Source organism: Salinispora sp. H7-4, from assembly GCF_013416675.1.
Classification (GTDB): domain Bacteria; phylum Actinomycetota; class Actinomycetes; order Mycobacteriales; family Micromonosporaceae; genus Micromonospora; species Micromonospora vitiensis.
The window spans coordinates 358,828-380,316 of the sequence record NZ_JABZED010000003.1 but is presented as its reverse complement, the minus strand read 5'-3'; the positions used below and the strand labels follow the sequence as shown (position 1 = coordinate 380,316).

At 71.1% G+C, this 21,489-nt stretch carries 24 protein-coding genes; 14 read left to right on the top strand and 10 right to left on the bottom strand.

The annotated features are described in order from the left end of the window. Positions 1 to 443: 443 nt before the first annotated feature. Positions 444 to 710, bottom strand: coding sequence for a helix-turn-helix domain-containing protein (locus H0524_RS03685; RefSeq protein ID WP_018726113.1), 267 nt, complete (start codon positions 708 to 710; stop codon positions 444 to 446). 81 nt (positions 711 to 791) lie between these two features. On the opposite strand from H0524_RS03685, the gene map reads away from it, so the two are divergent. Further along, positions 792 to 1,598, top strand: a complete 807-nt coding sequence (map, locus tag H0524_RS03680) for a type I methionyl aminopeptidase (RefSeq protein ID WP_180197377.1) — start codon at positions 792 to 794, stop codon at positions 1,596 to 1,598. Between the two features lie 39 nt (positions 1,599 to 1,637). Here map and H0524_RS03675 read toward each other — a convergent pair whose 3' ends face one another. Together H0524_RS03675 and H0524_RS03670 are read right to left on the bottom strand one after the other, a co-directional pair. Further along, positions 1,638 to 2,000 carry a PH domain-containing protein gene (locus H0524_RS03675; protein WP_018252323.1) on the bottom strand — a complete coding sequence of 121 codons (363 nt, stop codon included), beginning with the start codon at positions 1,998 to 2,000 and terminating at the stop codon, positions 1,638 to 1,640. Between the two features lie 88 nt (positions 2,001 to 2,088). Further along, on the bottom strand, positions 2,089 to 2,385 hold the full coding sequence (locus H0524_RS03670; protein WP_018216914.1) for a 4a-hydroxytetrahydrobiopterin dehydratase: 297 nt from the start codon (positions 2,383 to 2,385) through the stop codon (positions 2,089 to 2,091). A gap of 188 nt (positions 2,386 to 2,573) precedes the next feature. Here H0524_RS03670 and H0524_RS03665 point away from each other — a divergent pair, with 188 nt between their 5' ends. Further along, the gene (locus tag H0524_RS03665) at positions 2,574 to 3,014 is read left to right on the top strand and encodes a (deoxy)nucleoside triphosphate pyrophosphohydrolase (protein ID WP_180197376.1); all 441 of its coding nucleotides are present in this window, start codon (positions 2,574 to 2,576) and stop codon (positions 3,012 to 3,014) included. A gap of 84 nt (positions 3,015 to 3,098) precedes the next feature. Here the strand turns inward: H0524_RS03665 and H0524_RS03660 are convergent, their stop codons facing one another. From H0524_RS03660 to H0524_RS03645, 4 genes are all read right to left on the bottom strand, one after another. Then, positions 3,099 to 4,199, bottom strand: coding sequence for a succinate dehydrogenase/fumarate reductase iron-sulfur subunit (locus H0524_RS03660; protein WP_180197375.1), 1,101 nt, complete (start codon positions 4,197 to 4,199; stop codon positions 3,099 to 3,101). Between the two features lie 3 nt (positions 4,200 to 4,202). Then, positions 4,203 to 6,116 carry a fumarate reductase/succinate dehydrogenase flavoprotein subunit gene (locus H0524_RS03655; RefSeq protein ID WP_180197374.1) on the bottom strand — a complete coding sequence of 638 codons (1,914 nt, stop codon included), beginning with the start codon at positions 6,114 to 6,116 and terminating at the stop codon, positions 4,203 to 4,205. An 11-nt stretch (positions 6,117 to 6,127) separates the two neighbouring features. Next, positions 6,128 to 6,946, bottom strand: a complete 819-nt coding sequence (locus H0524_RS03650; RefSeq protein ID WP_033665905.1) for a hypothetical protein — start codon at positions 6,944 to 6,946, stop codon at positions 6,128 to 6,130. A 281-nt stretch (positions 6,947 to 7,227) separates the two neighbouring features. Then, positions 7,228 to 7,986, bottom strand: a complete 759-nt coding sequence (locus H0524_RS03645) for a helix-turn-helix transcriptional regulator (protein ID WP_218941416.1) — start codon at positions 7,984 to 7,986, stop codon at positions 7,228 to 7,230. A gap of 104 nt (positions 7,987 to 8,090) precedes the next feature. Between H0524_RS03645 and H0524_RS03640 the strand changes: the two genes are divergently transcribed. Beyond that, on the top strand, positions 8,091 to 8,591 hold the full coding sequence (locus tag H0524_RS03640) for a glyoxalase/bleomycin resistance/extradiol dioxygenase family protein (RefSeq protein WP_180197372.1): 501 nt from the start codon (positions 8,091 to 8,093) through the stop codon (positions 8,589 to 8,591). 68 nt (positions 8,592 to 8,659) lie between these two features. On the opposite strand, the gene H0524_RS03635 is transcribed toward H0524_RS03640, so the two are convergent. Continuing rightward, entirely contained in the window at positions 8,660 to 10,792 is a 2,133-nt protein-coding gene (locus H0524_RS03635; RefSeq protein WP_180197371.1) for a prolyl oligopeptidase family serine peptidase, read from the bottom strand. A gap of 85 nt (positions 10,793 to 10,877) precedes the next feature. On the opposite strand from H0524_RS03635, the gene mshB reads away from it, so the two are divergent. The 3 genes from mshB to H0524_RS03620 all read left to right on the top strand — a co-directional run bounded on the left by mshB (position 10,878) and on the right by H0524_RS03620 (position 12,889). Then, positions 10,878 to 11,885, top strand: a complete 1,008-nt coding sequence (mshB, locus tag H0524_RS03630; RefSeq protein ID WP_180197370.1) for an N-acetyl-1-D-myo-inositol-2-amino-2-deoxy-alpha-D-glucopyranoside deacetylase — start codon at positions 10,878 to 10,880, stop codon at positions 11,883 to 11,885. A gap of 11 nt (positions 11,886 to 11,896) precedes the next feature. Beyond that, the gene (locus H0524_RS03625; RefSeq protein ID WP_180197369.1) at positions 11,897 to 12,340 is read left to right on the top strand and encodes a hypothetical protein; all 444 of its coding nucleotides are present in this window, start codon (positions 11,897 to 11,899) and stop codon (positions 12,338 to 12,340) included. 81 nt (positions 12,341 to 12,421) lie between these two features. After that, positions 12,422 to 12,889 carry a hypothetical protein gene (locus H0524_RS03620; RefSeq protein WP_180197368.1) on the top strand — a complete coding sequence of 156 codons (468 nt, stop codon included), beginning with the start codon at positions 12,422 to 12,424 and terminating at the stop codon, positions 12,887 to 12,889. Positions 12,890 to 12,895: 6 nt separating this feature from the next. Here H0524_RS03620 and H0524_RS03615 read toward each other — a convergent pair whose 3' ends face one another. Continuing rightward, entirely contained in the window at positions 12,896 to 13,870 is a 975-nt protein-coding gene (locus H0524_RS03615; protein WP_180197367.1) for a GNAT family N-acetyltransferase, read from the bottom strand. A 79-nt stretch (positions 13,871 to 13,949) separates the two neighbouring features. On the opposite strand from H0524_RS03615, the gene fdxA reads away from it, so the two are divergent. The 5 genes from fdxA (at position 13,950) to H0524_RS03590 (ending at position 17,844) form a co-directional block, all read left to right on the top strand. Further along, entirely contained in the window at positions 13,950 to 14,276 is a 327-nt protein-coding gene (fdxA, locus tag H0524_RS03610; protein WP_018216902.1) for a ferredoxin, read from the top strand. Further along, positions 14,273 to 15,379 carry a succinyldiaminopimelate transaminase gene (gene dapC, locus H0524_RS03605; RefSeq protein WP_304610796.1) on the top strand — a complete coding sequence of 369 codons (1,107 nt, stop codon included), beginning with the start codon at positions 14,273 to 14,275 and terminating at the stop codon, positions 15,377 to 15,379. The genes fdxA and dapC overlap by 4 nt, the downstream gene beginning before the upstream one ends. A 20-nt stretch (positions 15,380 to 15,399) precedes the next feature. After that, complete coding sequence (locus H0524_RS03600) at positions 15,400 to 16,440, top strand: prephenate dehydrogenase (RefSeq protein WP_180197366.1); 1,041 nt, start codon at positions 15,400 to 15,402, stop codon at positions 16,438 to 16,440. A gap of 118 nt (positions 16,441 to 16,558) precedes the next feature. Next, a complete protein-coding gene (locus H0524_RS03595; RefSeq protein ID WP_180197365.1) occupies positions 16,559 to 17,197 on the top strand; it encodes an SIMPL domain-containing protein in 639 nt (212 codons plus the stop codon). Then, a complete protein-coding gene (locus H0524_RS03590) occupies positions 17,197 to 17,844 on the top strand; it encodes a nucleoside/nucleotide kinase family protein (protein ID WP_180197364.1) in 648 nt (215 codons plus the stop codon). Before H0524_RS03595 ends, H0524_RS03590 begins: the two co-directional genes overlap by 1 nt. A 6-nt stretch (positions 17,845 to 17,850) precedes the next feature. On the opposite strand, the gene dapD is transcribed toward H0524_RS03590, so the two are convergent. Further along, on the bottom strand, positions 17,851 to 18,810 hold the full coding sequence (gene dapD, locus H0524_RS03585; RefSeq protein ID WP_180197363.1) for a 2,3,4,5-tetrahydropyridine-2,6-dicarboxylate N-succinyltransferase: 960 nt from the start codon (positions 18,808 to 18,810) through the stop codon (positions 17,851 to 17,853). 24 nt (positions 18,811 to 18,834) lie between these two features. Between dapD and dapE the strand changes: the two genes are divergently transcribed. From dapE to H0524_RS03570, 3 genes are read left to right on the top strand one after another with little or no spacing between them, the layout of a single operon-like run. Next, on the top strand, positions 18,835 to 19,908 hold the full coding sequence (dapE, locus tag H0524_RS03580) for a succinyl-diaminopimelate desuccinylase (protein ID WP_180197362.1): 1,074 nt from the start codon (positions 18,835 to 18,837) through the stop codon (positions 19,906 to 19,908). A gap of 49 nt (positions 19,909 to 19,957) precedes the next feature. Continuing rightward, positions 19,958 to 20,809 (top strand): TIGR00730 family Rossman fold protein, encoded by an 852-nt coding sequence (locus H0524_RS03575; RefSeq protein WP_180197361.1) that lies wholly within the window; start codon positions 19,958 to 19,960, stop codon positions 20,807 to 20,809. Positions 20,810 to 20,811: 2 nt separating this feature from the next. Continuing rightward, entirely contained in the window at positions 20,812 to 21,357 is a 546-nt protein-coding gene (locus tag H0524_RS03570; protein ID WP_180197360.1) for a TIGR00730 family Rossman fold protein, read from the top strand. Positions 21,358 to 21,489 lie beyond the last annotated feature (132 nt).

The window sequence follows — 21,489 nt, the reverse complement described above, 5'->3', positions numbered from 1 at the left end:
GGCGCAGAGGGAGGCACAGAGGGATCGGATCAAGCGGGCCATGAAGCCTCCTTCAAATGATGCGTAGGTGGGCATCACGAATTCGCAACCGAGTGGGCGATTACTTCAGACCAAATCTGATGATCGTTCACAGTCTCGCAAACTATGAGCCGCAATTCCGCGAAACAGCTCGTGTCACCCGAAGGCGGAGTCTGTCCGGCTTCGCGCACCGAACCCTGGGTCGCTGCGGTAGCTTTGAAGATTCGCATGGCGGGCGAGGGTCCGACCCAGGGTTCGAGATCCGTCGATTGACGGGCCTTTGCGGGGCTCTGGGTTGCCGGCGGTGGGGCGGGTGTGCGCCTTGCGGCCCACGGCAACGGAGTAGTTCCGGCGCTTGACCGGGGGCTCCGGCACGTGGAGGTGGCCGCCGGGCTGGTTGGCCGGGGATCGGCCGCCGCTGTTGGTCAGGATGCCTGGCGGATGGACGGGTTGGTGAGCCACGCCTCGGCCAGGTCGGCGAGGGGGGCGTCGAGGGCACGACTGAGGCAGACCACGGTGCCGAACGCCGGTGCGGGCAGGCGACCCGACTCGATCTTGCGCAGGGTTTCGGGGGAGATGCCGGCCGCCAGGGCCACCTCGACGAGGCTGCGGTCGGCCCGCGCGGCCCGGAGGGCGGTCCCGAGGCGCTGACCCGCGGCGATCTGTTCGGCGGTCAGGGGTTGGCGAACCATGCCGGCAGGATAGCTCCCGGCGTTCTCCCCCGGGGGTGGTATAAAAATACCGTATTAAAATACCGCTGCCTGGGAGGCGTCGTGATCGAGCTGAAGTCCGCCGAGGAGATCGGCCAGATGTCGGTCACCGGCCGGTTCGTCGGCGAGCTGCTCGCCGAACTGGGCGAGGTCGCCGCGGTCGGCGTGAATCTGATGGACCTCGAACACCACGCCCGCCGTCGAATCGCGCAACGCGGCGCCGAGTCCTGCTACTGGGACTACGCTCCGTCCTTCGGCCGCGGCCCCTTCCGTAACGTCCTGTGCCTGTCGGTCAACGACGCGGTGCTGCACGGCCTGCCGCACGACTATCTCCTCCGCGACGGTGACCTGCTCAGCATCGACATGGCGGTCAGCATCCAGGGCTGGGTCGCCGACTCCGCGGTCTCCCTCATCGTGGGCGCCCCCGCCCCGGCTGACCTGAAGCTGATCGAGGCCACCGAGGTCGCCCTCGACGCCGGCATCGCCGCCGCCCAGCCGGGGGGCCGGCTCGGCGACATCTCCGCCGCGATCGGTCGGGTCGCGGACTCCTACGGCTATCGGGTCAACGGCGAGTTCGGTGGGCACGGCGTCGGCCGCACCATGCACGAGGCTCCGCACGTGGCCAACAATGCCCGTGCCCGTCGCGGCCTGAAGCTGCAGCCCGGCCTCACCATCGCCATCGAGCCCTGGTTCTGCGCCTCCACCAACAAGATTAAGTTTGACGAGGATGGCTGGACGATCCGCTCCGCCGACGGCTCCCGTACCGCCCACTCCGAACACACGATCGCCATCACCGCCACGGGCCCGCAGGTGCTGACCCGCCGCCCCGGCCGCGGTGCCGCCGGCGGCGTGCCTGCGGCGGCCTCCTGACCCGACCCCAAGAGACCGCCGTACCCGGATCGGGGCGGGTCAGCTGATGTAGTGCAGGATCACGTTGTGCACGTGGTGGCTCTTCTGGGAGCCGCGGAACTCCACCTCGTAGGTGTGCGTGCCGACGTGAATGGCGATGGCGCCGGTGGAGAAGAACGAGCCGCCCCACGACTTGTTGCTGACCACGCTCACGCTGGTGATCTTCGCGTACGGGATGCTGGTGATCGCGTAGCGTTTGCCGATGAACGAGCGATCCTGAATGATCACGCGTCGGTCGGTCACGCCGATGAAGCCGGTACCGGTGCCGACGGCGTCGTAGACGGCGATGATCTGCTCGCCCTCGAGCAGCCCGCTCTGGATCTGCTGGAACTGCTCCTTGCGGTCGTACGTCGCGTTCGCCATGACCTCAGCGTAGGCGTGGAAAGCACATCGAAGCTTGACGAAATGACCTGCGGTGACGGCTCGTGGCTGCCGGTGGCCCGTCGTCGTCTCAGGGCTCGGTGACGGCGCGGTACGCGTCCTCGATGCGGGCGGCCAGTAGGACCTCGCCCTCGGTCAGCGGCACGGTCTCGTGGCCGACTCGGATCTCGGTCTGGTCGGCGTAGCGGCTGATGTCGGGACGGAGGTGCAGCGCGTCGGCGACCACCTTCACCCGCTCGGTGAGGGCCGCGTGCTGTGAGTCGTCGATGGGGAGCGTCCGTCGGATCCCTTCGCCCTCCCGGGTCCAACCGGGCAGCAGCGTCAGCGCATCGTTGAGATAGTTGTGCTTACCCCGCCCGAACGGCATCCGTACCACCACACCTCCCGGCATCGTTGCGGTCTTGTAGCCTAAACGTCGCTTTTCCGTGTCTTTTCGGTGGCCTAAGTCTGTCCCTTGGTGGGAGCTGTGTCCACGGCCACACTTCTGGGTCTTCCTGGCCTGATGGGTTGGTCACGGTACCCAAACCGACGATTGATCTGGCACGCTGGACGCTCGTGCGAACCGAACAGGCAAGCGATGGCGGCCGGGTCGAGCGATCCGAGCCGAAGGTGGTCGTCGGCGCGGCAATTATCCAGAACGGCCGGGTGCTGGCCTGCGCACGGTCTGCCCCGCCGGAGGTGGCGGGCCGGTGGGAGTTCCCCGGCGGCAAGGTGGAGCCGGGGGAGACCGAGACCGCGGCGCTACGGCGCGAGTGCGCCGAGGAACTGGCTGTCCGGGTGGAGATCGGCGAGCGGGTCGGCCGGAGTGTGCGGATGGCCCACGGGCGCTCCGTGCTGAAGGTGTATCTGGCCCGGTTGCTCCCCGGCGACCAGCCGCAGGCCTTGGAACACTCGGCGCTGCGTTGGCTCTCGGCCGCCGAGTTGGACAGCGTCACCTGGCTACCCGCCGATGCTCCGATTGTCGCCGCGCTCCGCCGACTGCTGGCGGCTGGTTGACCCGCAGCAGAACCGGAAGGGCGACCCGAAAACGGACAGGGCCGGCGGAGTTAGCCGCCGGCCCTGTCATCGTCGCTGCCGTGTTCAGTGCTTGTCCTGCTCCGGGTGGGCGTAGTTCAGGTGCTCCGGCGGCAGCGGGAAACTCACGTCCTCGCCGAACGGTGACGGTGCCGCCGGCCGGTCGAAGGTGAGCTCGGTCAGGGGCAGCTTGCCCGACTCGTCGAGTGTTGGGGCGGTCGGCTTCGGCACCTCGCGGTGCCAGTTGACACCCGCCTGCGCCTGCGCCTCGGCCTCCGGGTCGTGCGAGGCTCCCGCGTGGGAGTGGAACCCGGGCGGGCCGGCGGCGGGGGTGCGCACGGCGCCCGGGGAGTGCTCGCTGGTCACGCTGGTCTGAGGCACCTGACCCCTCCGGAAGATCTTGTTACCGAGCCAAACAAGAGGATCATACTTCCGGTCGACTACCCGCTCCTTCATGGGGATAATCCCGTTATCCGTGATCTTGATGTGCTCGGGGCAGACCTCGGTGCAGCACTTGGTGATGTTGCAGTAGCCCAAGCCCTGTTCGGCCTGCGCGTACTCCTTGCGGTCGTCCCGCGCGTCCAGCGGGTGCATGTCCAACTCGGCCGCGCGAATGAAGTACCGCGGCCCGGCGAAGGCGGGCTTGTTCTCCTCATGGTCCCGGATCACGTGACAGACCGTCTGGCAGAGGAAGCACTCGATGCACTTGCGGAACTCCTGCGAGCGCTCGACGTCAACCTGCTGCATCCGGTAGTCGCCCGGGGTGACACCGGGTGGCGGTGCGAAGGCCGGTGTCTCCCGGGCCTTCTCGTAGTTGAACGAAACATCGGTGACCAGGTCCCGCACGATCGGGAACGTCCGTAGCGGCGTGACTGAGATCGTCTCGTCCGCGGTGAAGGTCGACATCCGGGTCATGCAGGCCAGCTTCGGTTTGCCGTTGATCTCCACCGAGCAGGAGCCGCACTTGCCGGCCTTGCAGTTCCAGCGGCAGGCGAGGTCCGGCGCCTCGGTGCTCTGCAGTCGGTGGATGATGTCGAGGACGACCTCGCCCTCTTTCACCTCGACCAGGTATTCCTTCAGGTCGCCGCCGGTCTCGTCGCCCCGCCAGATGCGGAACTGTCGCTTCGTGGCCGGTGCGCCGGCCGCCTGGCTCTTCTCAGTTCCCATTCCTCAGCGCTCCTCCTCGGTGAGGCCGTCGAACTCCGCCAGCTCCTCGTCGGTCAGGTACTTGGCCAACTCCGCGCGGTCGAAGAGCGCGAACAGCTCCGGCCGCATCCGCGGTAGCGGCTTGCGGTCCAGGTGCACGATGTCGCCCTCCAGGGAGCAGACCTGGTTGACCCGTCGCCAGGCCGGGTCCATCGTCGGATGATCCTCACGGGTGTGGCCGCCCCGCGACTCCCGCCGCTCCAGCGCTGCCTTCGCGGTGCACTCCGAGACCACCAGCATGTTGCGGAGATCCAGGGCGAGGTGCCAGCCCGGGTTGTAGCGCCGGCCGCCCGCCGCGCTCACCTTCGCCACGCGTTCGCGGAGCTCGCCGAGGCGGGCCAGCGCGTCAACCAGCTCGCCCTCCCGGCGAATGATGCCGACCAGCTCGCCCATCACCGCCTGGAGATCCTGCTGCAGGACGTACGGGTTCTCGCCGGTGTCCCGCTGCAACGGGGCCAGGGCCGTCTCCACCGCGGTCTCCACCGCCGGCACCGGGACCCGGGGTCGGGAAGCCAACCCGTCCGCGTACGAGGCGGCGTGCCCGCCCGCCCGTTTGCCGAAGACCAGCAGGTCCGACAGGGAGTTACCGCCGAGCCGGTTGGAGCCGTGCATGCCGCCGGAGACCTCACCGGCGGCGAACAGCCCACGGACGTGGCCGAAGGCCGCACCGGAGTCGGGGTCGACCTCCACCCCGCCCATCACGTAGTGACAGGTCGGCCCGACCTCCATCGGCTCCCGGGTGATGTCGACGTCGGCCAGCTCCTTGAACTGGTGGTACATCGACGGGAGGCGACGGCGAATCTCCTCCGCCGGCAGTCGGGAGGCGATGTCCAGGTAGACGCCGCCGGCAGGGGTGCCCCGGCCCGCCTTGACCTCGCTGTTGATCGCCCGGGCCACCTCGTCGCGCGGCAGCAGCTCCGGTGGTCGCCGGTTGTTGTCCGGGTCCTCGTACCAGCGGTCCGCCTCGGCCTCGCTGTCCGCGTACTGCTTCCGGAACACATCCGGCACGTAGTCGAACATGAACCGCTTGCCCTCGGAGTTCTTCAGGATCCCGCCGTCCCCGCGGACCGACTCGGTGACCAGGATGCCCTTCACCGAGGGTGGCCAGACCATGCCGGTCGGGTGGAACTGGAGAAACTCCATGTTGATCAGCGTCGCCCCGGCGCGCAGCGCCAGCGCGTGGCCGTCCCCGGTGTACTCCCAGGAGTTCGAGGTGACCTTGTACGAGCGGCCGACCCCACCGGTGGCCAGCACCACGGCCGGCGCCTCGAAGAGAATGAACTCGCCCGACTCCCGGTAGTAGCCGAAGGCGCCGGCGACCCGGTCGCCGTCGAGCAGCAGCTCGGTGACGGTGGTCTCGGCGAACACCCGGATCCGGGCGTCGTACGAGCCGTGCTCGCGCCGATCTTCCTGCTGGAGCGAGACGATCTTCTGCTGGAGGGTACGGATCAGCTCCAGGCCGGTGCGGTCGCCCACGTGCGCGAGGCGCGGGTACTCGTGCCCGCCGAAGTTGCGCTGGGAGATCCTCCCGTCCTTCGTCCGGTCGAAGAGGGCGCCGTAGGTCTCCAGCTCCCAGATTCGCTGCGGCGACTCCTTCGCGTGCAGCTCGGCCATGCGGAAGTTGTTCAGGAACTTGCCACCGCGCATGGTGTCGCGGAAGTGCACCTGCCAGCTGTCCCGGCTGTTCACGTTCCCCATCGCGGCGGCGGCGCCGCCCTCGGCCATCACCGTGTGCGCCTTGCCGAAGAGCGACTTCGAGATGATCGCGGTCTTCTTGCCGGCCAGCCGGGCTTCGATCGCCGCCCGCAGCCCGGCGCCGCCGGCCCCGATCACGACGACGTCGTAGTGGTGTCGTTCGATTCGCGTGGTAGTGGTCATGTCGGGGCCCTCTAGTTGATGAACCGCAGGTCGGTGAACCAGCCGGCGGAGACGGCCATGATGTAGAAGTCGGTGAAGAGCACCGTGAACAGCGACACCATGGCGAACGTGCCGTGTCGGACGTTCAGCTTCGAGACCACCGTCCAGAAGCGGTACCGCACCGGGTTCCGGGAGAAGTGCTTCAGTCGTCCGCCCATCACGTGCCGGCAGGCGTGGCAGGAGAGCGTGTAGCCGGCCAGCGCGACGATGTTGACCAGGATGATCAGGGTGCCCAGACCGACGCCGAAAGCCCCGTCCGGTCCCCGGAAGGCGAGGATCGCGTCGTAGATGTTGATCAGCAGGACCACGAAGGCCAGGTAGAAGAAGTACCGGTGCCAGTTCATGACGAACAGCGGGAACCGGGTCTCCCCGGTGTACTTCTGGTGCGGCTCGGTCACCGCGCAGGCCGGCGGGGACGCCCACAACGAGCGGTAGCCCGCCTTGCGGTAGTAGTAGCAGGTCACCCGGAACCCGGCGACGATCGGGAAGGCGACGATGCCGAGGGGGAGGAAGAAGGGGAACTCGCCGAACGGGGTGCCGAAGTGCGACGAGCCGGGTACGCACGAGTCGGTCAGACACGGCGAGTACAGCGGCGTGAGGTAGTGGTAGTCCTCCACGTAGTACCACTTCGCCATGAAGACGCGGATTGTCGAATAGACGATGAAGAAGAGCAGGATCGCGGCGATGCCGACGGGCTGCACCCACCAGCGGTCGGTACGCAACGTTCGGGCCGCGATGGCGGCACGTGGACGCGCGCCCGGTCCTCCCGGCCTCGTTGCCGTTGATGTCATTCCAGTCGTCTCCCTGACGGGCCCCGGATGGGCGGCGGATCAAGTTCGGTAGGCAACCAGGCCGCACCCGCTTGCCAACGTCATGCGCACACCAACGACCGCGCCGGAGAAACGGCGCAGCTAACTGACACACGTTACGCCGATCTTTGCGAGCCGTCCGCGCAAGGCAGTGTCCCGTGTGTCCCCGTTCTTGAAAAGGCCTGTCGGCATATCGAGGCCCATCCGTTCGTTTTGACCGCGACGGCCCGGCCCGGCCGCCCGCGGTGGCCGGCGGTCGCGGATCAGCCGACCGTTGGTCCGGCCTCACGCCGGTACGCGCCCGGCGTGAGGCCGAGCACCGACCGGAATTCGTTCGCGAGGTGGGCCTGGTCGCTGTAGCCGAGGTCAGCAGCGACATCGGCCAGCGTCATCTCCGGATCATTCCGTAGGCGTTGGGCGGCGTCCTGTAGTCGGCGGCGGCGGATCATCACTGCCGGCGGCAACCCGACGAACCGGGCAGCGAGCCGCTGCACCGACCGGGCGGAGAGGCGTAGGTGGCGGGCGACATCCTCGACGGTGCGCACCGTCGGATCGCCGTCGATGAGATCGGCCATCCGGTTGGCCAACAGCGCCTCGTGCTGCGGCGGCGGCACCGTACCGGTAAGCCACGTTGCGAAGGCGTCCACCGCCTGGCGGTGCCGGGTGGGCGGATCCTGGGATCCGAGCATCGCTCGGCCCACCCGCTCCCGCAGGACCGGGAGGTCCAGGAGTTGGTACCGGTCCCGCAGCGCCGCCGGCGCGCCGGTGAAGTGGGGCGCCGCCGCTGGCCGGAGCAGAGCTCCGACCGCCCAACCGGTGCCGGTGAGGTCGCGGTACGAGCTGCGGGTCGTTGGCCCGGCGAGGCCGACCCCGGCTGGTTCGACCACGAGATTGCAGGCGGGAAACGCGATCAGCTGCTGTCGGGAGGTCTGCCCGGCCGGGAGACACCACTCTGGAATCCAGAACCAGCGCACCAGCTGTGCCACCGAATCTGGTGCCGGAAGACGGGCGAACGTGGGCAGCCGCGCCGGATAGAGGACACCCCGCCGGTTCGCCGTACCCGGCTCGGATTCCTGTCGCGAATCTTCAAGCCGCTGCGTGCTGCGCCTACCTATGGTCAACTCCCATGACTGATCCGAACCAAGCCGCCGACGGCGCGCACACCACGAACGGCATGCCGCACGGAGCTACCAGCCTGACTCCCTTTCTGGCCATCCCGGACGCCCGCCGGGCCATCGATTTCTACCAGAAGGTTTTCGGTGCGCGGGTGGTTGACGTGACCGAGCTGGGTGGTGTCGTGGCCCACGCCGTCCTCGACTTCGGCCAGGGGCTGCTGCAGCTCGGGGAGCCGATGCCCAAGTATGGGCTCGTCGCGGGCCCCGAGGGGGAGCAGGACTGCTACTCCATCGGCTTCTACTGCCCGGACGTCGACACCGTGGTCGAACGGGCCCGGGCGGCCGGCGCCATCATCCGGGAAGCCCCGTCCACGTTCGTCTCGGGTGACCGCTTCGCCAGCATCCGGGACCCGTTCGGCGTACGGTGGTCGGTCCTGACCCGGGTGGAGGATCTCTCCGAGGAGGAGAGCGCGCGACGGGTCGCCGACTGGGCCCGGAAACAGGTGGGGTGACCGGCGCGGGCAACGGGCAGCACCGCGCGGGCTGACCCGACTTTCTCCGTACCCGCCGGGGACGGCGCTCACCCCAGGTGGGTACGGAGGAAGGCCAGCTCCAGTCTCAGCAGCTGCTCACTGACACCACCCGCCGCCATGTGTGTCGCGCCGGTGAGCGGCAGCACCGAATGCGGGTGCCCGTTGGCGACCAGCGCGGCCGACAGCCGCAGCGTGTGCGCCGCCACCACGTTGTCGTCGGCCAGCCCGTGCACCAGCAGCAGCGGCCGGGCCTGCTCGGCGGCGGCGGCCAACTCCACCAGGGAATGGTGGGCGTACACGTCCATCCCGTCCTCGGGCAGGCCCAGGTAGCGTTCGGTGTAGGCGGTGTCGTACAGGCTCCAGTCGGTCACCGGCGCCCCGGCGATCCCGCACCGGAACAGCTCCGGGCGGCGCAGCACCGCCAGCGCCGCCAGCCAGCCGCCGAACGACCAGCCCCGCACCGCCACCCGGTCGAGGTCCAGGTCCGGATGCTTGTCGGCGAGCGCGGTGAGCCCCTCCACCTGGTCGGTGAGGACCATGTCCGCCACCCGCCGGTGGATCGCCTTCTCGAACGACGGCGCGACCCCCGGCGTACCACGGTTGTCGATCACGACCACCGCGAACCCGGCGTCGGCCCACCACTGCCGCTCCAACCACGCCGACCGCGCCGCCAGCACCTCCTGGTGGCCGGGGCCGCCGTACACGTCCAGCAGCACCGGCAGCCGGCGGCCGGAGACGTGGTTCTCCGGGTAGAGCACCGCCGCCGGCAGCCGCCGATCGGTCACCCGCTCCAACAACGGCAGCGGAGCGTACGGCGGGGTCGCCGCGAACGACCGCAGCGTCGCCACCTCCCGGTCACCGCGCCAGACCGTCCAGCGCAGACCCGGGTGGTCCAGGGAGGCGCTGCCCACCACCAACACGTCCCCGCCGACGACACCGACGTGCCAGCCGGAGTCCGGGGTGATCCGGCGGACGTTCATACCGCCGCCGACCGCGGTGCGGACCCGGAACAGGTGCTGCTCGCTCGGCTCGCCTTCGGCCGCCTCCACCAGCAGGTCGGCCGCTCCGGTGCCGGAGCCGGCCGGGAGCCGGCCCACCACCCGGCGCACGTAGAGCGACGGCGGCGTCAGCAGCGTTCCGTCGGCGAAGAGGCACCGTGCGTCGTAGCCGTCGTGGGCCAGTTCCCCGCCGACCAGCACCCGCCCGTCCGGCAGGTGGGCGGGAGTACCGGGGACCGGCTCCACCCAGCGCGGATCGGCCAGCTCGGCGTGCACCTGGGTCTCCCCGGTGCGTGGGTCCACCGCGAGCACCAGTCCGTGCTGCTGGGAGCGGCGCAGCACGGTGATCAGTGGTCCGCCGTCGGTCCAGTGCACCGCGGTCAGGTACGGGTAGGTCTCCCGGTCCCAGTGCACGTCGACCCAGCCGCCGTCGAGATCGAGCAGGTGCAGGCTGACCTCGGCGTTGGGTCCGCCCGCCTGGGGGTAGGCGACGGTGGTGGGCGCGGTCGCCGGCTCGGCCGGATCATGCAGGTGCCACCGGCCCAGCCGGGACTCGTCCACCCGGGTAGCCAGCACCGAGCGACCGTCCGGCGCCCACCAGTAGCCCCGGAACCGGTGGAACTCCTCCGCCGCGACGTGCTCGGCCAGCCCCCAGATGACCCCCGCGTCCTCGCCGGCGAGCATGGTGTCGGTGCCGTCGTACTCGACCACCCGAAGCTCCCCCCGACGGACCCCGGCCGCGGCATCGGTCACGTACGCCAGCCGCTGCCCGGTCGGGTCGGGGCGGGGGTCGAGCACCGGGCCGGCGGCGGCCACCTCGACCACGTCCCCGTGGATCAGGTCGGCCCGGAAGAGCCGGCCACCGAGGGCGAAGATCGCCACCCGGCCAGCCGAGTCGAGGGCGTACGAGCCGATGCCGGCGGCGCTCAACCGCAGCCGCTCCCGCAGCGTGCGCTCTCCCGGGCTGAGCTGGTCGGCGTCCTCCGACCGGAGCGCCGCCGGATCGGCGACAAGCCGCTCCTGCCCGGTGTCGACGTCGAGGAGCCAGAGCGCCTCGGTCGGGTCCGTCGGCCCGCCGGAGCGAAGGAAGAGCACCCGGGAGCCGTCGTCGGCCACCGAGATCGCCCGCGGCGCTCCGTGGCGGAACCGACGGGTCCGTGCGGCCAGCTCCGGATAGTCCACACGTCGGATCGTAGGGCGGCGCGGTGGGTGATGTGGCGGACCTGCCCGGACGCATCCGGGTCGGCGGCGAGAACCGCCGGATAGAGTGACCGACGTGACGACACTGCCCGATCGCCGGCTCCTGCTGGTCCATGCGCACCCCGACGACGAAGCCATCGGCACCGGCGCGACGATGGCCCACTACGCGGCCACCGGCGCCCACGTCACGCTCGTCACCTGCACCCTGGGTGAGGAGGGCGAGGTGCACGTGCCGGAGCTGGCGCAGCTCGCCGCGGCCGAAGCTGACCAGCTCGGCGGCTACCGGATCGGGGAGCTGGCGGCGGCCTGCCGCGCGCTCGGGGTCACCGACCACCGGTTCCTCGGCGGCGCCGGCCGCTATCGCGACTCCGGGATGATGGGCCTGGCCACCAACGAGCACCCGCGCGCCTTCTGGCAGGCCGATCTCGATGTGGCCGCCGGGCAGTTGGTGGAGCTCATGCGGGAGCTCCGGCCCCAGGTCATGGTCACCTATGACGACAACGGGTTCTACGGCCATCCGGATCACATCCAGGCCCACCGGGTGGCGATGCGGGCACACGAGTTGGCCGCCGCCGAAGGGTTCGCTCCGGCGAAGGTCTACTGGACGGCGATGCCGCGCAGCGTGCTGGAGGCCGGAATGACCCACTTCGCCGGCTCGTCGGACAACCCGTTCGCGGGCATCCAGGAGGCGGTGGAGTTGCCGTTCTGCACCCCGGACGAGCGCATCGCCGCCCGGGTCGACGCGAGCGGGCAGCACGCCGCGAAGGAGGCGGCGATGCGCGCGCACGCCACCCAGATTCCGGACAACTCCTGGCTGTACTCGATCGCCGGCAATTTCGGCAGCGAGTTCATGGGGGTGGAGTACTACACCCTCGCCAGCGGTGACAAGGGCCCCGGCTCCGGCCCGTACGGGTGGGAGGACGACCTCTTCGCCGGGCTGCCGGTCGGGGCGGGCTCGGCCCGGACTTCGGCCGGGGAGGGGTCGGACGACCGGACTGCGGTCGCGGAGGTCTCGGACCGGACTCTCGCCGACGGCGTCAACCGGGCCCCGGTCGGCGCGACCGGTCAGTGGTGAGTCTGCCTGCCATGCCGGTGTCGGTGATGCCCGACGAGAGCGCTCCGCCGCCGGCCCGGGGCAACGCCCGGCTGGCCGGCCGGGCGTTGCGGCTCGCCGGCGGCGTGTTGGCCGTCGTCGGCGGGGCCCTCAGCGCGGTGCTGGAGCTCCTGCTCGCCCCGCTGCGGGTCGGCAACCATCTGATCGGGGTGACCGTGTTGGTCGCGGTCGGGTTGAACGTGGCCCTGAGCTGGTTCGCCCTGGCTACTGTCGGACGCCGGTGGGCGGTGGCGCTGCCCGCCGTGCCGTGGTTCTTCCTGGTCGCGGTCGCCGGGATCCGCACCACGGAGGGGGACGTGCTGCTGGCCGGCACCTGGGTGGACCTGCTGCTCGTCGTGGCCGGCGCAATGACCTTCGCGGTGCTGGGGTTCCGGCAGATCCTGGCCGCCCCGCCGACTGGCCGACCCGGGGCCTGACGGCACCCGCCCTCCGGTGGTAGACATTCCTGCCAGGACGTCCCGTACGAGTGGTGGCGGGCGGTATGGCGGGAGGGTGCGATGAGGCAGCGGTGGCGGACGGCCGGAGGGCTGGCGGGTGCGCTGTTCGTAGCGAACATGGTCGCTCGGTTGATCATTTGGTTGGGGTTCGACGATACGGACACGACCGCGGCTGATCGGGTGTCGCTCGGGATGTTCGTGGTGATCGGGGTGGGCCTGGCCGCGGTCACTTTCGTCTGGAGCCGACGCCGGCCTGCCGCCGAGTGGGGGGCGGACATCGCCGCCGCCGTCGGCGTCGCGCTGGCGCTGACCGTACTGGTCGGGCCGCTGCTGGTGGGGAGGAACCCGTTTGGTGACGGTGCGGGGACCTTCTTCGCGCAGATCTGGCTCTACGCCGCGGTCACCGGGGTCGGGGTGCTGCTGGGTTATCTGCTGGCCGTCGCGCTCGGCCTGGACCACCGTTCCCAGGCATTGAAGCGGTACGCCGAGTCGAGGGCGGCGAAGCCGCAGAAGCCGGTCCGCCGCTGACCCCGGTCAGTCCGCCGGTGCGGTTCGGGTCCGGTAGGTGTGATGGGTGGTGAAGCCGAGCGCTCGATAGAGCGGCACCGCTTCGGCATTGCCCTGTTCGACCTGGAGGAAGGCGTTCGTCGCGCCGACCGCCGTACCCCAGTCGGCCAGGGCGCGGACCACCTGCCGGGCCAGTCCTCGCCGGCGTGCCTCGGGTGCCACCTCGATCAGACTCAGGCCCAGCCAGCGGCCCGCCCCGGTGACCGTTCCCCGGCCGATGGCGACCAGCCGGCCGGCAACGCGTACCTGGGCGAAGCGGATCTGGGGTACGGCGGTGAGCACCTGCCGGGCGGCGGCCGGCAGGTCGCCCTTGCGGTTGGCGGCGACCGCCAGCCAGTCCGTCGACGGCGCGGCGGTCAGCTCGACCGGCGGTGCGTCGGCGGTGTCGGGCCGGGCGGGCGGCAGTGCGGCCAGCAGTGCGGCCAGCGGTGCTGTCTGGACGAGTACCGGCGGGCCACCGCGCCAATCCCGGGCGTCGAGCTCCGCGCCGATCGGCGCGGCGAGTGGAAGCGGCGTGTTGATCAGGGCGGGTCGGCCGAGGTCGGCGTACCAGTGCTGCACCGCGTCGATCGCGGCGGGCAGCGGCCGGTCCGGGTCACCGACGGGTAACGCCGAGTTGGCGCGTCCGGTCCAGCCGTCGGCGCTGCGCAGCAGCCAGTCGCCCAGCCGGGCCCGGGTGGGTGCGGGCCAGGCAGCGTCGGCTGCGTGCTCCAGCGCGGCCACCGCGGCAGCTGCCGGCCGGCGGGAGGGGGGTACCCGCCGCGCCCGGTGGATCTCGGACCTCGGCACTCTGAGTCGACCCTGCGCGGTGACGAGGGTGAGATGGCTCTCGCTCAGCTCGGTCAACTCGCCGAGGGCGTCGGAAAAGCGGGGCCGTCCTGCGCGAATCCCCACAATTCGGCGGACCACCACCCGCTGTCCCACATCCTCTGGTTGGAGCACGATCGACCTCCTCCCCGAGGAGATACTAGGCTCATACCCGTCGCGGATGATCGCGGCGTGTCTGCGGAGGAGAAGATCGGTGACCTACATCATCGCCGAGCCGTGCGTGGATGTGCTCGACAAGGCCTGCATCGAGGAGTGCCCGGTCGACTGCATCTACGAGGGCAACCGGATGCTCTACATCCACCCCGACGAGTGCGTCGACTGTGGTGCCTGTGAGCCGGTGTGCCCGGTCGAGGCGATCTTCTACGAGGACGACGTGCCGGAGCAGTGGAAGGACTACACCGCGGCCAACTACGAGTTCTTCGAGGACCTGGGTTCGCCCGGCGGGGCCTCGAAGATCGGCAAGGTGGAGAAGGACGCCACCTTCGTCGCGGCACAGGCGCCGCGTGGAGAGGCGAACTGAACCGGCCCACGCCGGTCTCGGCGCGGCTGCCGGAGTTCACCTGGGACGCCCTGGAGGCCGCGGCCGCTCTGGCCGCGGCGCACCCGGGGGGCCTGATCAACCTCTCCATCGGTACGCCGGTTGACCCGGTGCCGCCGTCGATCCGGCAGGCGCTGGCGGACGCCTCGGACGCCCCCGGGTACCCGCTGACCGCCGGCTCGCCGGCACTGCGGGCCGCGATGGTGGCCTGGGCGGCGCGGGCCTGCGGTGCCGACCCGGAAGGGCTCGGCGTGCTTCCGGTGGTCGGGTCGAAGGAACTGGTCGCCTGGCTGCCCACGCTGCTCGGGATCGGGCCGCAGGATGTGGTCGTGGTGCCGTCGGTGGCGTACCCGACCTACGAGGACGGGGCTCGGCTCGCCGGAGCGACGGTCGTGCGGGCTGATTCGTTGACCGCCCTCGGTCCGACCCCCCGGGTCCGCCTGGTCTGGGTGAACTCGCCGGGGAACCCGACGGGGCGGGTGCTGCCTGCACCCCATCTGCGCAAGGTGGTCGACTGGGCCCGGGAGCGCGGTGCGGTCGTCGCCAGTGACGAGTGCTACCTGCCGCTGGGCTGGGAGGCCGAGCCGGTCTCGGTGCTGTCGCCGCAGGTCTGCGGCGATTCGTACGACAGCGTCCTGGCCGTGCACTCGCTCTCCAAGCGGTCCAACCTCGCCGGCTACCGGGCCGGCTTCGTCGCCGGCGACCCGGTGCTCGCCGCCGAGCTGCTCAAGGTGCGCAAGCACGCTGGGATGATCATGCCGGCGCCGGTGCAGGCCGCGATGGTGACCGCCCTTGCGGACGAGCGGGACGCCACCGAGCAGCGGGAGCGCTACCGGGCTCGGCGGGCCGTGCTGCGCGCCGCGTTCACCGCCGCCGGGTTCACCGTCGAGCACTCGGAGGCCGGGCTCTACCTGTGGCTGACCCGGGACGAGGACTGCTGGGCCACGGTCGACTGGCTGGCCCGGCGGGGCATCCTGGTGGCGGCGGGCGCCCTCTACGGTCCCACCGGCGCTCGACATGTCCGCGTGGCGCTGACCGCGTCCGACCAGCACGTGGCGGCGGTCGCCGACCGGTTGGCCGGCTGAGCACGGCGGGTGGTGTGACCGTGACCGATGCGGGGAGCACCGCGGCCGGGGCGGCGTACCGCGGGGTCCGGGCCGCGGTCGTGGGGACCGGTCTGATCGGCGGGTCCATCCTGCTTCGGCTCCGCGATGCCGGGCTGGACGTCACCGGCTGGGATCCGGACCCCACGACCCGGGACCAGGCGCGGGAGCGGGGAGTGGCGGTCCCGGAGACCGTCGAGGCGGCGGTCGCCGGACGGGAGCTGGTATTCCTGTGCGGACCGTTACCGACCCTGCCGGCCACCCTGTCGACCGTTGCCACGGCCAGCGGGCCCGACTGCGTCCTCACCGACGTGGGTAGTACCAAGGCCGAGGTGGCCGCGGCAGCGGCCCGGCTTGGTCTGCTACACCGGTTCGTGCCGGGGCACCCGATGGCGGGCGCCGAGTTCGCCGGGCTCGCGGCGGCCGGGCCGACGCTCCTCGACGGGGCCGCGTGGGTGCTGTGCCCGGGGCCGGCGACGGCCCCGTTCCGCTGGCTCACCGGGCTCCTCCTGGCGGTGTTCGGGGCCCGGGTGGTGCCGCTGGCCGCGGCCGAGCACGACCGGGCCGCCGCCCTCGCGTCGCACGTGCCGCACCTGCTCGCCGGGGCGCTGGCCGGGGCGACCGGTCGGGCAGCGGCACCGGATGCCGTTCTCGCCCTCGCCGCCGGCAGCTTCCGCGACGGCACCCGGGTCGCGGCCACCCCGGCGGCGCGGACGGCCAACCTGCTGCTGGGCAACCGGGACGAGGTGCTGCGGGAGCTGGCCGGGGTGCGGGCCTACCTGGACGAGTTGGTCGAGGCACTGCGCTCCGATGACCGGGAGCGCCTCTCCGCGCGCTACGACGAGGCGGGGGCGATCCGGGGCCTGCTGTCCGACCGGGAGTACACCACCCAGGTCCGCGAATTCCCGGTCGGTGCGGACTACACCGCGGAGGTCGGCTGGCTTCGGGAGGTCGGCGCGGCCGGCGGTTATCTGGGCGGCTGCCAGCTGCGCGCGGGCCGGGTCCGCTACACCGCCGGGCTGCCGCGGCCCAGCCGGGCGTGACGTGCGGCCCGGTGGGGCGTGACGTGCGGCCCGGTGGGGCGTGATGAGCGGCTCGGTGGGGTGTGACGCGCGGCCGGCGGGCCTGCCGGCGTCGTCTGATCGCGGCTAGGGTGTGCGCATGGTGGCTGGACCGGTGGTGGCGGTTCGCGGGGAGTCCTTTCGGGAGATCGCGCCGGAGCGGGCCCGGTTCGCCGTGGCCGTGCTGGCCCGGGACCGGGACCGGGAGACCACGCTGAGCCGGCTGGCCGAGCGGGCGGCCGCCGTCCGGGTGCTCCTTGACGCCTACGGCCCGATGATTGAGCGGCGGGAGACCGGCGAGCTGCGGGTCTCCCCGGAGCTACGCCGCTCGGGGGAGAAGGTGCGCGCCTACCACGGCAGCGTGCGCACCACCGTCACGGTTACCGACTTCACCACCCTGGGCGAGATGATGCTGCGCCTGGCTGACCAGGACCAGGTCGAGGTGTCGGGGCCGTGGTGGTCGCTGCGTCCGGACAGCCCGGTCTACCGCGAGGCCCGGCACGCGGCGATCGCCGACGCGCTGCGGCGGGCCCACGAGTACGCGGAGGCCCTCGGCGCCCGGGTGACCGCGCTGGTCGAGCTCGCCGATGCCGGCATCGATCGACCAGCCACGTTGGCCGCCCGGTCCTACTCGGCCACGGCCGAAAGGCTGCCGGAGCTCGATCTGGACCCGCAACCCCAGTCGGTGCAGGCGGCGGTGCAGGCACGGTTCACGATCAGCGAGCCGGTCCTGCGCTGATGGGGCCGGCCCGAGTCGTACCTGTTGCCGAGTTGGTGGCGCGGGCCCGCGCGCTCGCCGACACCGGCCCCCGCCAGCTGCTGGGCATCACCGGCGCTCCCGGTGCGGGCAAGTCCACCCTGGCCGCGCAGATCGTCGCCGCGGTCGGGCCGGCGGCCCGGCTGGTGACGATGGACGGGTTCCACCTTGCGCAGGCCGAGCTCGTCCGATTGGGCCGGGCGGAGCGCAAGGGCGCCGCGGACACGTTCGACGCCAACGGCTACGTCTCGCTGCTGCGCCGGCTGCGGCGTCCCGAGCCCACCTCGGTCTACGCGCCGGAGTTCCGGCGGGAGTGGGAGGAGCCGGTCGCCGGGGCGGTCGAGGTGCCGCCCTCGGTCCGGCTGGTGGTTACCGAGGGCAATTATTTGTTGCTGCCGGATTGGCCGTGGGAGGAGATCCGGCCGCTGCTGCACGAGGCGTGGTTCCTGGATCTCGATGCGGAGCAGCGGCGGCGCCGGCTCACCGCCCGGCACGAGGCGTACGGACGCTCGCCTGCCCAGGCTCGGGCCTGGGCAGGCGGCACCGACGAGGTGAACGCTGAGCTGGTGGCGGGCACGACGCACCGGGCTGACCTGGTGGTGCGCCTTGCCGAGCCACCGCCGGGCTGAGTCCGGTCAGTCGTTGGCGTGCAGCGCGGCGTTCAGCGCGATGCCCTGCCCGGTACGCGGCTTCGCCTCGAGTCCGCCGGTGACCGAGTTGCGCCAGAAGAGCAGACCGTCGACGCCGGTCAGCTCGCGGGCCTTCACCACCCGACCGTCCGGCAGCGTGAGCTTGGAGCTGGCCGTGATGTAGCAGCCCGCCTCGACCACACAGTCGTCGCCGAGCGAGATGCCCACGCCCGCGTTCGCGCCGATCAGGCTCCGCTCACCGATGCGGATCTTCTCGGTGCCGCCCCCGGAGAGGGTGCCCATGATCGAGGCGCCGCCACCGATGTCGGAGCCGTCCCCGATCAACACGCCCTGCGTGATGCGCCCCTCGACCATGGAGGCGCCGAGCGTCCCGGCGTTGAAGTTCACGAAGCCCTCGTGCATCACCGTCGTGCCGGAGGCGAGGTGGGCGCCGATCCGGACCCGGTCCGCGTCGGCGATCCGGACGCCGGAGGGCACCACGTAGTCGGTCATTCGGGGGAACTTGTCCACCCCGTACACGGTGAGGTGGCGGCCGGCGGACCGCTCGATGACCCGCAGCTCGTCCACCCGCTCCGGCGGGCAGGGCCCGGCCGAGGTCCAGGCCACGTTGGCCAGCTTGCCGAAGATGCCGTCGAGGTTGAGCTCGTTGGGCCGCACCAGCCGGTGCGAGAGGAGGTGCAGCCGGAGGTACGCGTCCGCGGCGTCCTTGATCGGGTCGGCCAGTGAGCCGAGAACGGTCACCAGCTGGACGGTCCGCAGACCCGGCAGCGCCCGGTCGCCGACCGCCCCCGGCGGCAGGTCGAGGACGTCCGCCTCATCCTCGCCCGGGACCAGCGGCAGCTCGCCGAGGCCCAGCTTGCCGGTCGGGTACCAGGTATCGAGCACCTGGTCGTCAGCGGTCACGGTGGCCAGGCCGATGCCCCAGGCAGACTGCGTAGTGGTCACCTCTGTGACGGTACCGTGCGGATTATGAAGAACCCGTTGACCCCCGAGGTCCTTGCTGATCCGGTGGCCCTGACCCGCGCCCTGGTCGACATCGAGTCCGTCTCCCGGAACGAGAAGGCGATCGCGGACTGGGTCGAGGATGTGCTGCGCGGGGTGCCGCACCTGACCACCTACCGGTACAGCAACACCGTGATGGCCCGTACCAGCCTCGGCCGGGACCAGCGGGTGGTGCTCGCCGGCCATCTCGACACGGTCCCGATCAACAACAACTTTCCCGCCACCGTGCGCGGTGACCTGATGTACGGCTGCGGCACCTCGGACATGAAGAGCGGGGTCGCGTACGCGCTGCACCTCGCGGTGGCCCTGACCGAGCCGCGGTACGACGTGACGTACTTTTTCTATGAGGCGGAGGAGATCGAGTCGGCGTACAACGGTCTCTTCCTCGTCTCCGAGGCGCACCCGGAGTGGCTCACGGCGGACTTCGCGCTGCTGCTGGAGCCGACGCACGGGATCGTCGAGGCGGGCTGCCAGGGCACCCTGCGGGCCACCGTCGGCACCAGCGGCGTACGGGCGCACTCGGCGCGCTCCTGGCACGGCGTGAACGCGATCCACGCCGCCGGGGAGGTGCTGCGCCGGCTCGAGGCGTACGAGGCCCGCCGGGTGACGGTCGATGGTTGCGAGTACCGCGAGGGTTTGAACGCGGTGCGCATCAACGGCGGGGTCGCTGGCAACGTGGTGCCGGACCGCTGCACGGTCGAGGTCAACTACCGGTTCGCCCCGGACCGCAGCCCGGAGCAGGCCGAGGCGCATGTGCGCGAGGTGTTCGCCGACTTCGAGGTGGCGATCACCGACCTGGCGTCCGGCGCGTTGCCGGGGCTGGAGGCCGCGCCGGCGCAGGAGTTCCTGGCCGCCGTCGGTACCGCACCGGTCGGCAAGCTGGGCTGGACGGACGTTGCCCGCTTCGCGGCGTTGGGCACGCCGGCGCTGAATTTCGGCCCGGGGGATCCCAACCTCGCCCACCACCCGGACGAACACGTCGAGATCGGGAAGATCCGCGACGGTGCGGCGGTGCTGCGTCGCTGGCTGTCGGTCGCCTGAACGGCCCGGTCCCCCCGCCCGTCGGCGTATCTCCACTACGGTTGCCTGCATGAGCGAGAGCAACGGGCGGGAGGCGGCCGGTGCGGCCCCGCGGGACCAGCACCGGGGCACCGGGGCACCACGTCGGTCAGTGATCGGCGGCAGTACCGCCGATCAGCGGCTGCTCGACTCCCGCCAACGCAGTGACTGGAAGACCCGGGACGCGTGGCGGGCGCTGCGGATCCTCTCCGAGTTCGTCGAGGGCTTCGACACCCTCTCCGACCTGCAGCCGGCGGTGAGCGTTTTCGGTTCGGCGCGGAGCCGGCCGGACAGCCCGGAGTGCCAGCTGGCCGAGGAGTTGGGTGGGGCACTGGCCCGGGCCGGCTACGCGGTCATCACCGGCGGGGGGCCGGGGGTGATGCAGGCGGCGAACCGGGGGGCCAGCGAGGCCGGCGGGCTCTCTGTCGGCCTGGGCATCGAGCTCCCCTTCGAGCAGGGCCTCAACGACTGGGTCGATGTCGCGATCGAGTTTCGGTACTTCTTTGCGCGGAAGACCATGTTCGTCAAGTACGCCCAGGCGTTCGTGGTGCTTCCGGGTGGTTTCGGCACGATGGACGAGCTGTTCGAGGCCCTCACCCTGGTGCAGACCGGCAAGGTGACCCGGTTCCCGGTGGTGTTGATGGGCGCTGACTACTGGCGCGGGTTGCTCGACTGGCTGCGGGACACGATGGCGGCCGAGGGTAAGATCGGAGCGGTTGATCTTGATCTGATCTGCCTCACCGACGACGTGAACGCGGCCGTGCGGCACATCGTCGAGGCGGAGGCGGTGCTCTCCGCCGAGCAGGAGTCGATCCGCGAGGAGTCCGTCGCCGTCACCGCGGCCGAGCAGCAGGCCGCGGCGGAAGAGGGGGGTCGGGGCTGACCATGGCGGCGATCTGTGTCTTCTGCGCGTCTTCCCGCACGCTTGACCAACGCTTTCTGGACCTGGCGACCGAGACCGGCGCGGAGCTGGCCCGCCGTGGTCACACGCTCGTCAGTGGTGGTGGTCGGGTCGGGATGATGGGAGCGGTGGCGGCCGGCGCGCGGGCCGCCGGCGGGCGGACGCTGGGCGTAATCCCGCAGGCCCTGGTCGATCTGGAGGTAGCCGACCTCGCCTCCGACGAGCTGTTGGTCACCGAGTCGATGGCCGACCGTAAGACGGTAATGATCGACAAGTCGGATGCCTTCCTCACCCTCCCCGGTGGCCTCGGCACGCTGGACGAGCTCTTCGAGGTCTGGACGACCGCCACCCTGACGCTGCACAGCAAGCCGATGACGGTGGTGGACGCCGACGGCTTCTACCGTCCGCTCCTCGACTGGCTGGGTGGTCTGGCCAGGCAGACCTTCCTGAAGCCCGCGGGCCTGGAACTGCTCCCGGTCGTGGCGACCGTCCCCGCGGCCCTCGATCTCCTGGAGTCCCGGCTGAGCTGAGCGCCACCGCACGGTTCCTGCGTTGGGCCCGGTCGGCGGCAGCCCGACCTGGCCGCCCCCGCCGGTGTGAAGGTCAGGACGCCCGGTGGGCGTGGGCGGATGTGGATCTGTCGGCCGGATCTGGTGGGATGA